The sequence below is a fragment of the Paenibacillus sp. 01T431 genome, from assembly GCF_056398625.1.
This window is the reverse complement of the sequence record NZ_JBFTPT010000016.1, coordinates 98,987-113,852: the sequence shown is the minus strand read 5'-3', so window position 1 is coordinate 113,852 and position 14,866 is coordinate 98,987. Positions and strand designations below refer to the sequence as shown.

At 49.5% G+C, this 14,866-nt stretch carries 14 protein-coding genes and 1 riboswitch; of the genes, 12 read left to right on the top strand and 2 right to left on the bottom strand.

What is annotated here, in order from left to right; all coding sequences use genetic code 11:
* Positions 1-2: 2 nt before the first annotated feature.
* Both msrA and AC1DM9_RS26465 read left to right on the top strand, forming a co-directional pair.
* Entirely contained in the window at positions 3-989 is a 987-nt protein-coding gene (msrA, locus tag AC1DM9_RS26470; RefSeq protein WP_083682630.1) for a peptide-methionine (S)-S-oxide reductase MsrA, read from the top strand.
* 47 nt (positions 990-1,036) lie between these two features.
* Positions 1,037-1,606 (top strand): nitroreductase family protein, encoded by a 570-nt coding sequence (locus AC1DM9_RS26465; protein WP_339206944.1) that lies wholly within the window; start codon positions 1,037-1,039, stop codon positions 1,604-1,606.
* 77 nt (positions 1,607-1,683) lie between these two features.
* Here AC1DM9_RS26465 and AC1DM9_RS26460 read toward each other — a convergent pair whose 3' ends face one another.
* Complete coding sequence (locus AC1DM9_RS26460; protein ID WP_477510455.1) at positions 1,684-2,961, bottom strand: LysM peptidoglycan-binding domain-containing protein; 1,278 nt, start codon at positions 2,959-2,961, stop codon at positions 1,684-1,686.
* A gap of 446 nt (positions 2,962-3,407) precedes the next feature.
* Positions 3,408-3,507, top strand: a riboswitch (purine riboswitch).
* A 320-nt stretch (positions 3,508-3,827) separates the two neighbouring features.
* Between AC1DM9_RS26460 and purE the strand changes: the two genes are divergently transcribed.
* Genes purE through AC1DM9_RS26440 form a run of 4 tightly spaced genes read left to right on the top strand, consistent with a single transcriptional unit; the run spans position 3,828 to position 7,700 of the window.
* A complete protein-coding gene (gene purE / locus AC1DM9_RS26455; protein ID WP_339206946.1) occupies positions 3,828-4,313 on the top strand; it encodes a 5-(carboxyamino)imidazole ribonucleotide mutase in 486 nt (161 codons plus the stop codon).
* On the top strand, positions 4,310-5,485 hold the full coding sequence (gene purK / locus AC1DM9_RS26450; RefSeq protein ID WP_477510456.1) for a 5-(carboxyamino)imidazole ribonucleotide synthase: 1,176 nt from the start codon (positions 4,310-4,312) through the stop codon (positions 5,483-5,485). The genes purE and purK overlap by 4 nt, the downstream gene beginning before the upstream one ends.
* 7 nt (positions 5,486-5,492) lie before the next feature.
* Complete coding sequence (purB, locus tag AC1DM9_RS26445) at positions 5,493-6,788, top strand: adenylosuccinate lyase (RefSeq protein WP_076271100.1); 1,296 nt, start codon at positions 5,493-5,495, stop codon at positions 6,786-6,788.
* Positions 6,789-6,803: 15 nt separating this feature from the next.
* Positions 6,804-7,700, top strand: coding sequence for a phosphoribosylaminoimidazolesuccinocarboxamide synthase (locus tag AC1DM9_RS26440; RefSeq protein WP_076271099.1), 897 nt, complete (start codon positions 6,804-6,806; stop codon positions 7,698-7,700).
* A 375-nt stretch (positions 7,701-8,075) separates the two neighbouring features.
* Here the strand turns inward: AC1DM9_RS26440 and AC1DM9_RS26435 are convergent, their stop codons facing one another.
* Complete coding sequence (locus tag AC1DM9_RS26435) at positions 8,076-8,225, bottom strand: hypothetical protein (RefSeq protein ID WP_477549176.1); 150 nt, start codon at positions 8,223-8,225, stop codon at positions 8,076-8,078.
* A 228-nt stretch (positions 8,226-8,453) separates the two neighbouring features.
* On the opposite strand from AC1DM9_RS26435, the gene purS reads away from it, so the two are divergent.
* The 6 genes from purS (at position 8,454) to purN (ending at position 14,809) form a co-directional block, all read left to right on the top strand.
* Entirely contained in the window at positions 8,454-8,699 is a 246-nt protein-coding gene (gene purS, locus AC1DM9_RS26430; RefSeq protein WP_175598164.1) for a phosphoribosylformylglycinamidine synthase subunit PurS, read from the top strand.
* A 4-nt stretch (positions 8,700-8,703) separates the two neighbouring features.
* Entirely contained in the window at positions 8,704-9,399 is a 696-nt protein-coding gene (gene purQ, locus AC1DM9_RS26425; protein ID WP_076271098.1) for a phosphoribosylformylglycinamidine synthase subunit PurQ, read from the top strand.
* Positions 9,377-11,623, top strand: a complete 2,247-nt coding sequence (gene purL / locus AC1DM9_RS26420) for a phosphoribosylformylglycinamidine synthase subunit PurL (protein ID WP_339206949.1) — start codon at positions 9,377-9,379, stop codon at positions 11,621-11,623. Before purQ ends, purL begins: the two co-directional genes overlap by 23 nt.
* A complete protein-coding gene (gene purF / locus AC1DM9_RS26415; protein WP_076271096.1) occupies positions 11,605-13,089 on the top strand; it encodes an amidophosphoribosyltransferase in 1,485 nt (494 codons plus the stop codon). Before purL ends, purF begins: the two co-directional genes overlap by 19 nt.
* A gap of 65 nt (positions 13,090-13,154) precedes the next feature.
* Positions 13,155-14,198 (top strand): phosphoribosylformylglycinamidine cyclo-ligase, encoded by a 1,044-nt coding sequence (gene purM / locus AC1DM9_RS26410; RefSeq protein WP_441884063.1) that lies wholly within the window; start codon positions 13,155-13,157, stop codon positions 14,196-14,198.
* Complete coding sequence (purN, locus tag AC1DM9_RS26405) at positions 14,198-14,809, top strand: phosphoribosylglycinamide formyltransferase (protein WP_441884066.1); 612 nt, start codon at positions 14,198-14,200, stop codon at positions 14,807-14,809. The genes purM and purN overlap by 1 nt, the downstream gene beginning before the upstream one ends.
* The last annotated feature ends 57 nt before the right edge of the window (positions 14,810-14,866 follow it).

Below are 14,866 nucleotides of genomic sequence, written 5' to 3'. Positions count from 1 at the left end.
GCATGGATCAACCAATTACAAATAACGGCGCGAGCCGAAAAGAAGCAAAAGCAATGTTCGCAGGAGGCTGCTTCTGGTGCATGGTATCGCCATTCGAGGAAATGCCGGGAATTATATCGGTCGTATCCGGATATACGGGTGGACATACGGTAAACCCAACGTATCAGGAAGTATGCTCGGAGACGACAGGTCATGCGGAAGCGGTACAAATTACGTATGATCCTGCGATCTTCCCTTATGAGAAGCTGCTTGATATTTTCTGGAAGCAAATCGACCCTACGGATGCAGGCGGTCAGTTCCATGATCGCGGGGAATCTTATCGGACAGGTATTTATTATTATGATGAAGAGCAGCGCGAGCTGGCGGAAGCTTCTAGACAAGAGCTTGAAGCTAGCGGTCGCTTCGACCGGCCAATCGTAACGGAAATCGAACCGGCACAAGCTTTTTATCCGGCAGAGGACTATCACCAGGGCTATCACAAATCGAATCCGTATCGTTACAAAATGTATCGTAAAGGCTCTGGCCGCGACGCTTTTATTTCACAAAACTGGGCGATTAAGAAAGACCCTGCAGAATTGAAGCAGCGTCTTACGCCGATCCAGTATGAGGTCACACAAAACAGTGGAACAGAACGTCCATTCACAGGGGAGTATTGGGATCACACCGAGGATGGCATTTATGTAGATATCGTTTCTGGAGAGCCGCTGTTCAGCTCCCGCGATAAGTACGATGCTGGCTGCGGTTGGCCGAGCTTCACGAAGCCGTTGCAAGCAGCAGCTGTTTCTGAGCATACGGACTCCTCGCATTATATGGTACGGGTCGAGGTTCGCAGCAAAGAGGGCGATTCTCATCTCGGTCATGTATTTGATGATGGACCGCAGCCGACGGGGCTTCGTTATTGCATCAATTCCGCCTCACTGCGTTTTATCGGCAAGGATAAGCTGGAGGAAGAAGGATACGGCGAATATTTGCATCTGTTTGAGCAATAAGCTTTTAAGCATCTTATTATAGACATTTGGGTGGAGGAGAAGCTGAAATGAACATAGAAGAAGCGATTCGCACGAGAAGAACGATTGGAAGAGTGAAGAAGGACCCTGTTGACCGTGCACTTATTGAACGGTTGTTGGATGCAGCTGTTTGGGCGCCTAGCCATCATAATACGCAGCCTTGGTCATTTATTGTGATGACGGGTGAAGGCAGAGGGCGGCTTGCAGAAGGATATGCGCGTGTATCCGCGGCCGCTGTTCCTGAGCTGAGCGGACAGCCGCTTGAAGATCGTTTGGCTAAAGAACGTACCAAAGCATTCCGTGCCCCAGTCGTTATTGCGGCAGTATGCTCACCGTCGGATGATCCGCGTGCTGTACTGGCAGAGGAGCTTGCTGCTGCTCAAGCAGCGGTGCAAAATTTGCTGCTTTCAGCACATGCGAATGGACTTGGGGCGATATGGCGTTCGGGCGATCCAATGTACCACCCGATTATGAGAGAAACATTCGGCCTGCGTGAACAAGATCAAATCGTAGGTTTTATTTACCTAGGTTATCCGGATATGACGGCTCCAGAGCCGCAGCGTGTACCTGCCACTGCAAAAACGGTGTGGTTGGTTTAATAAATAAAAAAGAAGGCCGTACCGTTCGATTATGCCGAACGATACGGCCCTTCTTTTTATCTGTATTAAATCATTAATTATATGAGCTTTTTCACTTTAAAATTGGCTTGCAGCACATACCAGTTTTGCGGGAACGGTACGCCGAGCACCCAATAGCCGATGCCGCGAAGCTTATATATTTTGACAAGATTGAATTTGGCTTGAACGCTGCGTGCATCCTCATACCAGACCACATGCTCTCGGCCTTCCTTGTCGTAATAGTTATAGTAAGGTGATTGTCCCTCATCATCATATTGAATAGTGGCTCCGTAAGTATTCGCACGAATTACCGCTTCATGCGGACTGATCGTCGGTGCCCACTTTCCGCCTTGGACGTAGGGAAGTGTCCAATCGTAGCCATACAAAGGCATGCCCATTACGATTTTTTGGGGAGGAATAACGCTGAGGGCATATTGCAGCACCTTGTTGACCTCGTTCAGCGGAGCGACGGCTCGCGGCGGCCCGCCCGACCAGCCCCATTCATAGGTCATGAGAATAACAAAATCGGCAATGCGGCCTAGAGCCTGGTAATCATGCGCTTCATATAGTGTGCCTGCTTGGTCGGCATTCAGCTTGGGCGCGAGGCAAACGGATACGAGATAATTTTCCGGGTGCAGGCTGTCGACGAGATTTTGAATAAAATGTTGAAATAACTCACGATCGGCAGGCGGAACATATTCGAAATCAACATTGAGCGCTAGATAACCTTTCTGCTTCATCATAATGAGAATGCTCGATATGAGTTTTTGTTGAAGCCCGGCATCGGCGAGCACCGCATGGGCAGTATCAGGACTGAATGTGCCGTTTTCGAAATTAGTTAGAACCATCATAGGTGTTGTTTGTGTCTGGTAGGCTGCATTTATAATAGCTGAATCATCTAAAAGCGTAAAAGTACCGTCAGCCTGTACACGGTAACTGAATGGGTTTAAATAGGTTAGATGTTGGCCAATGTCCTCAATTAAACGAACACCGGCAGCGTCAAATTTCTGTGTATAGGCGTTTACTTCAATTGTTGGCCGCACGGTTTGAGGAATAACGAGTGTTTGCCCCGGGTAAATAAGGGCGGGATTAGAGATTTTGTTTATTTTCGCGAGCTCCTGCAGTGTAACGCCATATCGCTGGGCGATTAGCCAGAGCGATTCACCGTAATGTACTTTATGAGTGCTTGCATCAGTTGGAATAATAAGCGCCTGACCAATAACGAGTACGTTTGGGTCGCTAAGGCCGTTTGCATCTGTGATATCGTTTATCGACAAATCGTATATTTGAGAAAGCTTATAGATGGAATCTCCTTTTTGCACGACATGAATATGCACCCTATTCGAGCCTCCTTTTTAAAATGATTAGCTATTGCGGTCTCGGCTGCGGTGCCTGCCTGAATGCTAAGAAAAGACTCTTTTATAATGTATTCATTAAATGGCTCTCGCATTCGAATGGGAAATGACAATCCGTTCGCTTAAGGCAGACGGAGAAATGGGAATGATAAGGAAGAGGCCAAAGAAAAAGTACGAAAGCCAATACGAATGGGGGTTGTACAGAATAGTAAAGAAGGTAAGTTTAGGGAATGATCAGGTGCGATACACCTAAATATGGTTATTTCATACGGGATTTCCGATTATTTTGTTCAAAAAAACGAACCTTTATAAAACATTCTCTTTTAATGTTCGTATTTCATTGACAGTGGTTTGGGGATTAGATAAACTAGAATAGGTTTGAGGCGGAATTGTCCGCTGGAACGTATTGCTGTTTGTTTGTCTTCCTACTATTTCATTTAAAGTTTACTCGTATATATTCGGGATCAGGCCTGAATGTTTCTACCCGAGAACCTTAATTTTCGGACTACGAGCAAAATGAGACGATAAGCGATATCGAATCGTAAGGTTTCGGATCGCCATAAAGCAAATGCAAGTCTGCAAAGTGCCTTGTTAGTTGGACACTGGTTGCCTCCTTTACGGGGCAGCCTTCTGTTGTCTTTTCGGCTCTGCAGCACGATTTGTCTCGTCCTCATTGAAGTGAAGCTTGATTGGCCATGGATTCGCATGAATACCGGTCTGTGCTTCCGCTCCGGTCCTGCGGCATCCCCATTCTTATGGCTGCTGAAGGGCCTTTTCTATTTTGGATGTGTTGTTTTATAGGATGCTTGATCATTAATTATCTTATAGATGAAAGTGGGTTTGAACGCATGTCTGCGAAGGTTGGCGTCATCATGGGCAGCAAATCGGATTGGGACACAATGAAATTAGCCTGCGACGTACTAGAGGAATTGCAAATTCCTTATGAGAAAAAAGTCGTTTCCGCGCATCGGACACCGGATTTAATGTTCGAGTATGCAGAAACTGCAGTAGAACGAGGGCTTAAGGTAATTATTGCCGGAGCCGGCGGAGCTGCACATTTGCCCGGCATGGTCGCTGCTAAGACGATTTTGCCGGTTATTGGCGTTCCCGTGAAGTCCTCGAATTTGAGCGGACTTGATTCCTTGCTCTCTATCGTTCAAATGCCTGGCGGCATTCCAGTAGCTACGGTAGCCATTGGCAACGCAGGCGGAACGAATGCTGGACTGCTCGCGGCACAAATGCTGGGAGCGTTTGATCCCGAGGTGCAAGCGCGTGTAATCGCACGTCGCGAGCGTGTAAAGCAGGAAGTGCTGGAAAGCAGTGAGACGTTATGAGTCAAAAAACGGACAAGCAAACGATCCAGACGCTGTTGCCAGGCAGTACGATCGGCATATTAGGCGGCGGGCAGCTTGGACGAATGATGGCGAATGCAGGCAGCGCGATGGGGTATCGCTTCATTGCTCTTGATCCAACGCCGGATGCTCCGACTGGACAAGTAGCAGAGCAAATCGTCGCAGCTTACGACAATCACGATGCAGCGAGGGAGCTTGCAAAACGATCGGACGTCATCACATACGAATTCGAGAATGTGGATGCAGATGTAGCGGCGATGCTGATGGCAGAGTCTTATGTGCCGCAGGGAAGTGAGCTGCTGTATACAACGCAGCATCGGCTTCGCGAGAAGCGGGCGATTGAAGCAGCTGGCGTACGTGTTGCCCCTTACCGCGAGATTCGCAGCGCAGACGAGCTGCGCGAGGCTGTTACCGCCTTTGGAACACCTTGCGTATTGAAAACAGCTATGGGCGGTTACGATGGCAAAGGCCAATGGGTCATTCGCAGCGAAAGCGAAATAGAAGAAGCGTATGAGACCTTAGCACGAGCGCGCGTCCAACTGGTGCTTGAGCAGTTCATTCGTTTTGATAAGGAAATATCAGTTATAGCGGCGAGAAGTCCGCAGGGTGAGATCAAGGTTTTCCCTGTCGCGGAAAACATACACGTCGATAATATATTGCATTTGTCTATCGTGCCAGCAAGAATTACGGAGGATTTGCAGCAGCAAGCAGAACGGCTTGCAGAGCGTATCGCTGAGGGATTAGGCGTAGTTGGTCTAATTGCAGTAGAGCTGTTCGTTACAGCGGATGGTGAGCTGTTCGTAAATGAGCTTGCACCACGCCCGCATAACAGCGGTCACTACACGATGGAAGCCTGCCGAACGTCACAGTTCGAGCAGCATGTACGCGCGGTATGCAATCTGCCGCTCGGAGATACGACGCTTATGAGTCCTGTTGTTATGGTGAACGTGCTGGGTGAGCATGTCGCACCGCTTCTAGAGCTCACAGCTCGCGCGGATGAAGCGGCTAAGCGCTTGAATGTCGCTCCGAAATTGCATTTGTACGGGAAAAAGGAAGCTGTTGTGAAGCGGAAGATGGGCCATGTCAATGTTTTGGCAGAAACGACGGATGCTGCGCTTAGCTGGATCGAAGAAACAACTATTTGGAAGGTGTGAAGCAATCATGTTAGATCGTTACAGCAGACCGGAAATGAGAGCTATTTGGACAGAGGAAAATAAATTCAGAGCATGGCTGGAAGTTGAGCTTTGCGCATGCGAGGCTTGGTCTGAGCTAGGCGTTATTCCGAAGGAAGACGTTGTCGCGCTTCGCGCATCAGCTGATTTCGATATCGATCGGATTTATGAAATTGAGCAGGACACTCGTCATGACGTTATCGCGTTTACACGCGCCGTATCTGAGAAAGCAGGCCCTGAAGGCAAATGGGTGCATTACGGCCTTACTTCTACGGACGTTGTAGATACAGCTATCGGTTATTTGCTTCTTCAAGCTAACGCGATTCTTGTGAAAGATATCGAACGTTTTATCGAAATTCTTAAGAACAAAGCATTGCAATACAAGGATACGCCGATGATGGGCCGTACGCATGGCGTACACGCGCAACCAACAACCTTTGGTCTGAAAATGGCGCTTTGGTATGAGGAAATGAAGCGTAACCTGGAGCGTTTCCACCATGCTGCGAACAACGTGCAGTTCGGTAAAATGTCCGGTGCGGTAGGTACATTCGCAGATATCGATCCTTTTGTTGAAGAATTTGTATGCAAGAAGCTTGGCATTACCGCAGCTCCAATCTCAACACAAACGCTGCAGCGTGACCGTCACGCTGAATATATGGCGACTCTTGCACTCGTAGCCTCTTCGCTTGATAAGTTTGCAACTGAAATTCGCGCTTTGCAGAAGAGTGAGTTCCGTGAAGTAGAAGAAGCGTTCGCAAAAGGTCAAAAAGGTTCATCCGCAATGCCGCACAAACGCAATCCAATCGGCTGCGAGAACATTTCCGGTTTGTCCCGCGTTATTCGCGGACATATGGTTACAGCTTACGAGAACATTGCCCTTTGGCATGAACGCGATATTAGCCACTCGTCTGTTGAACGTATTATTTTGCCGGATGCAACGATGCTGCTTAACTACATGCTGAACCGTTTGGGCAACATCATCAACAACCTGACCGTGTTCCCGGAAAACATGAAGCGCAACATGCAAGCGACATATGGCGTGCCATTCTCTGGCCGCGTATTGACGAAGCTGATCGACAAAGGCTTCAGTCGTGAGAAAGCTTATGACACGGTTCAACCGCGTGCAATGCAGGCATGGGAAACAAAACGTCAATTCCGCGAACTCATTGGTGAGACAGAGGAAATTACAAGCGTGCTGACGACAGAAGAAATCGATGATTGCTTCGATCCAGCTTGGCATCTAAAGCATGTTGATACGATTTTCACACGTCTTGGATTGATTTAAGGGGAGGCTGGCCTGATGACTGCACCATCGCAAGCTCTATCGACAGCTGTCGATTATATTAAAGCTCCGCTGATTTACAAAGGAAAGGTTCGTGAGCTGTACGATCTGGGCGAGCATTTCCTCATCGTCGTAACCGACCGCATTTCCGCATTCGACTACGTGCTTGACCCGGCAGTGCCGGACAAGGGCAATGTGCTGAACCGTTTGTCCGCTTACTGGTTCGAGCAAACCGCTGACATTCAAGTGAACCACGTCGTTCATACCGATGTGGAGAAGCTTGGCGGTCTCGTAACCGAGCCGGAGCTGCTCAAAAACCGGATTATGGTTACCCGCAAAGCGGAGCGCATCGATATCGAATGTGTGGTTCGCGGCTATATCACTGGCGGCGGCTGGAGACAGTATCAGCAAACGTCAGCGATTAACGGTATAGAGCTTCCAGCGGGCCTCCGCAAAAACGAACGTTTTCCTGCTCCAATTTTTACGCCGGCAGCGAAAAACGACGTTGGTCACGATGAGGACATCCCATTTGAGAAAATGGCTGAAATGGTCGGTGCTGAGCTTGCCGAGGAGCTTCGTGACCGCAGCATCAAGCTGTACGAATACGCTCATGGCTATTGCGCAGAGCATGGCATCATCCTTGCCGATTGCAAATTCGAGTTTGGACTCATCGACGGCAAAGTGATCTTGATCGACGAAATCTTCACGCCTGACTCCTCCCGCTTCTGGGCGGAAGGCAATTATGCGCTGGATATCGAGATCGACAGCATGGACAAAGAGCCGGTTCGCACGTACTTGCTAGGCTCAGATTGGGATCGCGACAGCAAGCCAGCACCGCTGCCGGATTCCGTAGTAGCTGAAACAACGTCCCGCTACCGCGATATCTACCGCCGTCTTACTGGCGTAGAGCTGTAGGAAGCTTTGTTAGCTTAGTGAAGAACGGGAAAACGGGCGTTAAATGCTGCGAAATCGAGCTAGGACGCCGAAATTGATGCAATTAACGCCCAAAATTCCCGCTATTCGCAGCAAATTAGCATTCATAATTGAATTAAAGGGAAAAACGGGCGTTAAATGCTGTGAAATCGAGCTAGGACGCCGAAATTGATGCAAATAACGCCCGAAATTCCCGCTATTCGCAGCAAACTTGCATTTATGATTGATTTAACGGTAGGAACTCCCGTTATATGAAAATCCGGCGATGAAGGCCGGATGGAATGACTTTAACAACGTCGAGCGAGAGCGATGACGCTGACATAGGGGTGCTGAAGCGCATGCCGCTAAGGCAGGCAGTCAGCGAGAGCGCTGCTGCACCCCATTAACAACAGCCTGAGCACGAAAGTGCAGGGCTGCAGCAAAAATATTGACTGGCAGTGCAAGCACAGGCCAATCACAATAATCATGGTGGCCAGCGATAGCGCGGCCGCCAAACAAACGCTTCACCGACCACCCTCGCAAAGGTTTTATCTCAAAGTGTGTGAGCTCGGAGAGTGGGAAGTTGTTGCTGGAGAGCGACAGCGATCGCTTCTTGAAGCCGGGAAATTACCGCAAAGCGTGTAATCAGAATTTCCCGGCTTCGAAAGCGGCGTAAGCAATAACTCCCACGCCCGAGCGGCAATCACATTTTGACGAAAATCTGCTGCGAGAAAAAACCCACATTTTCAGGAGGCTATTATGAAGGCAACCGTCTACGTCACTATCAAGCAAAACGTTTTGGATCCACAAGGAACCGCTGTACAAGGAGCGCTTCACACACTTGGTTTCTCTGAAGTCGAAAAAGTACGCATCGGCAAATATTTGGAGCTTGAGCTTGATACGACTGACCGCGCAGAAGCGGAAGTACGCATTAAAGCTATGTGCGAGAAGCTGTTTGCAAACACGGTTGTAGAAGATTTCCGTTTTGAGCTGGAGGGATAGGGCGATGAAGTTTGCAGTACTTGTATTTCCAGGCTCCAACTGTGACATCGATTGCTACAAAGCAGTCGAAGACACGATCGGCCAGTCGGTTGACTACGTATGGCACACAGCTACAGACTTGTCTTCTTATGATGCGATTCTAGTACCTGGAGGCTTCTCTTACGGCGATTACCTGCGCTGCGGCGCAATTGCGCAATTCGCTGCTGTTATGGCGGAAGTTCAAAAAGCAGCCGAAGCAGGCAAATATATTCTAGGCATTTGCAACGGATTCCAAATCTTGACGGAGGCTGGCCTTCTGCCAGGCGCCTTGATTCGCAACAACGGACTGAAGTTCCGCTGCCATCAAGCGCCGCTTGAAGTGGTAAACAACAACACAGCATTTACCAACCAATATTCGCAAGGTGAAATTATAAATATTCCAATCGCACACGGCGAAGGCAACTACTATTGCGACGACGCAACGCTTGCTGAGCTTAAAGCGAACGATCAAATTATTTTCCGCTATGCGGGCGACACGAATCCGAACGGTTCTGTAGAGAACATTGCGGGCATTAGCAACAAAGCAGGTAACGTAGTAGGCATGATGCCGCATCCAGAGCGTGCAGTTGATCAATTGCTTGGCTCGGAAGACGGCAAACGGATGTTTACATCGATTTTGAATGCATGGAGGGAACAACATGGCGCAGCAGTTAACAGCTAAGGAACCGACAGCGGAGCAAATTGCCGAGCAAAAAATTTACAGCCAGTTTGGTGTATCCGATTATGAATTTGAGCTCATTTGCGGCTTTCTTGGCCGTAAGCCAAACTACACGGAGATCGGCGTATTCAGCGTTATGTGGTCAGAGCATTGCTCTTACAAAAACTCCAAGCCTATTTTGAAAAAATTCCCGATCACAGGACCTCGCGTTCTCATGGGACCGGGCGAAGGCGCGGGTATCGTCGATATCGGCGACAACCAAGCGGTTGTATTCAAAATCGAATCGCATAACCATCCATCAGCGGTTGAGCCTTACCAAGGCGCTGCAACTGGCGTAGGCGGCATTATCCGCGACATTTTCTCCATGGGTGCACGCCCAATCGCATTGCTGAACAGCTTGCGTTTTGGCCGTCTTGAAAATGAGCGCGTTAAATATTTGTTTGAGCACGTCGTTAGCGGAATTGCTGGCTACGGCAACTGTATCGGTATTCCGACAGTTGCGGGCGAGGTTATGTTCGATGAGAGCTACGAGGGCAATCCGCTCGTTAACGCGATGTGCGTTGGCCTAATCGATCATGATAAAATTCAGCGCGGTGTCGCAAAAGGGGTAGGCAACCCGGTATTCTACGTTGGTCCTGCTACTGGCCGCGACGGTATTCACGGTGCTACTTTTGCATCGGTTGAGCTTTCCGAGGAATCAGAAGAAAAGCGTACAGCTGTTCAAGTCGGCGATCCATTCATGGAGAAGCTGGTTATGGAAGCAACGCTTGAGCTGATCAACTCCGGTATCGTTCTTGGTATTCAAGACATGGGCGCAGCGGGTCTTACTTGCTCCAGTGCTGAGATGGCTTCGAAAGCTGGCAACGGCCTTGAGCTTTACCTTGATGAGGTACCGCAGCGTGAGACAGGCATGACGCCTTATGAAATGATGCTTTCCGAGTCGCAAGAGCGTATGCTCTTCGTCGTAGAGCCGCAGCATGAAGCGCAAGCGAAGGAAATTTTTGATCGTTGGGGCATTATTTGCGCCAAAGTAGGTAAAGTAACGGATGACGGTCGTCTTCGTTTGTTCCACCAAGGCCAAGAGGTTGCCGATATGCCGGTTAAAGCGCTCGTTGACGAGTGCCCTGTATACGACAAACCATCGAAAGAGCCTGCATATTACAGCGAGAATGCCGCAGTAGATACATCGGCATATGATGAAGTAACGGATTTGACTGGCGCGCTGGAGAAGGTTCTTGCTTCCCCGACAGTTGCTAGCAAAGAGTGGGTTTACAATCAATATGACTACATGGTTCGTACATCGACAGCTGTTCAGCCAGGCTCCGATGCGGCAGTCGTAACGATTCGCGGTACGCGCAAAGCGCTTGCGATGACAACGGATTGCAACGGACGTTACGTATATCTAGATCCAGAAGTAGGCGGACGTATTGCGGTGGCAGAAGCTGCACGTAATATCGTGTGCTCAGGCGCTGAGCCGCTTGCTGTAACTGACAACCTTAACTTCGGTAACCCTGAGAAGCCAGAAGTATTCTGGCAGCTTGAGAAATCGGCAGACGGGATGTCCGAGGCTTGCGTCGTGCTTAACACACCAGTTATCGGCGGTAACGTAAGCTTGTACAATGAGAACGCGAAGGGTGCTATTTACCCGACACCAGTAATCGGTATGGTCGGTCTTGTACACGACATCGATCACATCACAACGCAAGGCTTCAAAGCAGAGGGCGACGTTATTATTCTCGTAGGCGAAACAAAAGCGGAAATGGGCGGAAGCGAATTCCAGTACGTTACGCAAGGCGCTGCTGCTGGCCGTCCTCCAGAAATCGATCTTGCTACAGAGAAGAAGGTTCTGGATGCTGTCCTTGGCGCGATTCAAAAAGGTCTCGTAGCATCGGCTCATGACTTGTCCGAAGGCGGTATTGCGGTAGCTGTTGCAGAATCATGCATTAGCGGCCGTCTAGGCGCAGAAGTGGCATTGTCATCTGATCTACGTGCTGATCACCTATTGTTCAGCGAATCGCAATCCCGTATCTTGCTGTCGGCTAAGCCGGATCAAGCAGCGGCATTGCAAGCATGGCTTACAGAGCAAGGCGTTGTTCATGCACAAGTTGGTAACGTTAAAGGCAGCAGCCTGACCATAAGCGTAAACGGAAAATCCGGCATTCAGGCGCCGGTAACACAACTGGAGAAGGTCTGGAAGGATGCGATTCCATGTCTGATGAACAAATAAGACAGGAACCTTTGTTATGGACGGGCGACCACTATAACGAAGGTATTGGCCGTGACGATATGTTTGATAAATTGCGTGAGGAATGTGGCGTTTTCGGGGTTTTTAATCTCCCCGAAGCGTCCAACCTGTCCTATTATGGTCTTCATGCGCTTCAGCATCGCGGTGAGGAAAGTGCGGGAATCTGTACGGTTGATACGAAAAATGGCAATAAGTTCGCTTATCACCGCGGTATGGGTCTCGTAAAAGAAGTATTCAACAAGGAAAATCTTGATATGCTTGCCGGGGACCGCTCTATCGGCCATGTACGTTATTCGACAGCGGGAGAAAGTAAGCTTGCGAACGCACAGCCGCTTATTTTCCGCTATCGCGACGGTGACCTTGCGGTTGCTACAAACGGCAATATCGTGAATGCGCCGGAAATTCGTCGTGAGCTTGAGATGTCCGGCTCGATCTTCCAAACGTCCAGCGACACGGAAGTTATCGCGCATCTTATTGCACGTTCATCGAAGGATTTCGAGACGGCTGCGAAGGAAGCACTGCAGCGCATCGTTGGCGGATTTGCTTTCTTGATTATGACGAACGACAAGCTGCTCGTTGCAGCTGATCCGCATGCTCTTCGTCCGCTTGTTATGGGCCGTATTGGCGAAGGTTATGTATTCTCGTCGGAGTCTTGTGCATTCGAGACAATTGGTGCCGTGTATGAGCGTGATGTACAGCCTGGTGAATTGCTCATTCTTGATGCAGACGGCATGCGCGAGGAACGTTACGCGGAGGTTGACCGCCGCGCAACTTGTGCGATGGAGTATATTTATTTTGCCCGTCCTGATAGTGATATCAACGGCATTAATATTCATATGGCCCGCAAACGGATGGGTCGCCAGCTTGCTTCCGAATCTTTTGTTGATGCGGATATCGTAACGGGTGTGCCGGATTCGAGTATTTCAGCAGCAATTGGATATGCGGAGCAAACCGGTATTCCATACGAGCTTGGCCTTATCAAAAACAAATATACCGGCCGGACATTCATCCAGCCTTCTCAAGAGCTTCGCGAGAAGGGTGTAAAAATGAAGCTGTCTGCCGTTCGTAAAGTAGTGGAAGGCAAACGTGTCGTTATGATTGATGATTCAATCGTTCGGGGCACAACATCGCTGCGGATCGTAAACCTGCTTCGTGAAGCAGGAGCGACTGAGGTGCATGTGCGCATCACATCGCCGCCTTTCAAAAACCCATGCTACTACGGAATTGATACTCCTGACCGCAAAGAGCTCATTGCTTCTTCAAGGACAGTAGAGGAAATCCGCAAGCAAATTAATGCTGATTCATTATCTTTTATAAGCAATGAAGGTTTTGTTGAGTCTGTTGGCGGCAATGATGGGGCTTATAATCGCGGCATGTGCCTAGCTTGCTTCGATAATGACTACCCAACACCAGTTAACGAAGAATCAGACAAAAGCTGCAGCTGTTAATAACATAAATGATTAACCTCATGGAGCGATTGCTGCTCCTAAATTAGTTAAGGAGTTGACCGAGAGTGTCAGAAGCGTACAAAAAAGCCGGCGTCGATATCGCGGCAGGCAACGAAGCGGTTGAACGGATGAAGAAGCACGTAAAACGGACTTACCGTCCAGAGGTGCTGGCAGAGCTTGGCGGCTTTGGCGGACTGTTCAGCCTAAACAAGGACAAGTACGATGAGCCTGTACTCGTGTCTGGAACAGATGGCGTCGGAACGAAGCTGAAGCTTGCTTTTGCCATGGACAAGCATGACACGATCGGCATTGATGCCGTAGCCATGTGCGTGAACGATATTATCGTACAAGGCGCAGAGCCGTTGTTCTTCCTTGATTACTTGGCATGCGACAAGGTCGTTCCTGAGAAAATCGAAGCGATCGTTAAAGGTATTGCAGAAGGCTGCGTACAAGCTGGCTGTTCACTCATCGGCGGCGAAACAGCTGAAATGCCGGGCATGTATCAAGGCGGAGAATACGATATCGCTGGTTTTACAGTAGGTATTGTGGATAAGAAAAAAATGATCGACGGATCAACTATCGCTGCTGGCGATGCGGTTATCGGTTTTGCTTCCAGCGGTATTCACAGCAACGGCTTCTCGCTCGTTCGCCGCTTGCTGCTTGAAGACGCAGGTTATTCGCTTGATCAAGAGCTTGAAGAGCTTGGCGGCGCGAAGCTAGGCGATGTGCTGATTGAGCCAACACGCATCTACGTGAAATCGGCGCTTAAGCTGGTTGAGCAAGTGGAAGTGAAGGGCATGGCGCATATTACTGGCGGCGGCTTTATCGAGAACATTCCGCGGGTACTTCCTGACGGTGTGAACGTTGATGTGGAATACGGCTCATGGCCGATTTTGCCAATCTTCGATTTGATGCAAAATAAAGGCGCTATTACGAATCGTGATATGTTCACGACTTTCAATATGGGTATTGGTCTAGTTGTTGTTGTTCCAGCTGATCAAGCAAATGAAGCACTTCGCATCGCTTCTGAGCTTGGTGAGCAGGCTTACCGTATCGGAACGGTTACGGAAGGAAGCCGCATCGTAACGTTTACGGGAGCGGAAGTATAATGGGAGCACTTCGCATCGCTGTTTTCGCTTCGGGACAAGGTACGAATTTCCAAGCGATTGTAGATGCGGTGCAGGAAGGGAAGCTCGATGTAACCATCGAGCTTCTTGTTTGTGACAAGCCTGCCGCTCCCGTTGTGGAGCGCGCACGGAAGGCAGGTGTGGACACGTTCCTGTTCACGCCGAAGGAATACCCGTCTCGCGAAGCTTATGAGACGGAAATTATCGCTGAGCTAGCGCGGCGCGGCGTGGAGCTGATCGTGCTTGCAGGCTACATGCGCATTATTACGCCTTTGCTGGTTGAGCCGTTTTATGGTCGGATGATTAATATTCATCCGGCGCTGCTGCCGGCATTTCCCGGCGTGAACGGCATCGGGCAGGCACTTTCGTATGGCGTTAAGCTGACTGGCGTCACCGTTCACTACGTGGACGGCGGCATGGACAGCGGACCAATTATCGCGCAGCAGGCAGTCGAAGTGCTGGACGGAGATACGGAAGAATCACTCGCGGAGCGTATTCACGCAGCCGAGCAAGCGCTGCTGCCCTCAGTTATTCAGCATATCGCGAAGGGTCGCGTCACACTGAATGGTCGTTATGTGACAGTAAACGGCTAATCGTTTATTGAAATAAGATCTAATATCGGCAAGTGTGGATGCAATATTTGGAGAAGA

Excerpts from the sequence above, each read along its gene's own strand:
- msrA (WP_083682630.1), top strand. The coding sequence starts at position 3 with ATGGATCAACCAATTACAAATAACGGCGCGAGCCGAAAAGAAGCAAAA.
- AC1DM9_RS26465 (WP_339206944.1), top strand. The coding sequence starts at position 1,037 with ATGAACATAGAAGAAGCGATTCGCACGAGAAGAACGATTGGAAGAGTG.
- purE (WP_339206946.1), top strand. The coding sequence starts at position 3,828 with ATGTCTGCGAAGGTTGGCGTCATCATGGGCAGCAAATCGGATTGGGAC.
- purK (WP_477510456.1), top strand. The coding sequence starts at position 4,310 with ATGAGTCAAAAAACGGACAAGCAAACGATCCAGACGCTGTTGCCAGGC.
- purB (WP_076271100.1), top strand. The coding sequence starts at position 5,493 with ATGTTAGATCGTTACAGCAGACCGGAAATGAGAGCTATTTGGACAGAG.
- AC1DM9_RS26440 (WP_076271099.1), top strand. The coding sequence starts at position 6,804 with ATGACTGCACCATCGCAAGCTCTATCGACAGCTGTCGATTATATTAAA.
- purQ (WP_076271098.1), top strand. The coding sequence starts at position 8,704 with ATGAAGTTTGCAGTACTTGTATTTCCAGGCTCCAACTGTGACATCGAT.
- purL (WP_339206949.1), top strand. The coding sequence starts at position 9,377 with ATGGCGCAGCAGTTAACAGCTAAGGAACCGACAGCGGAGCAAATTGCC.
- purF (WP_076271096.1), top strand. The coding sequence starts at position 11,605 with ATGTCTGATGAACAAATAAGACAGGAACCTTTGTTATGGACGGGCGAC.
- purN (WP_441884066.1), top strand. The coding sequence starts at position 14,198 with ATGGGAGCACTTCGCATCGCTGTTTTCGCTTCGGGACAAGGTACGAAT.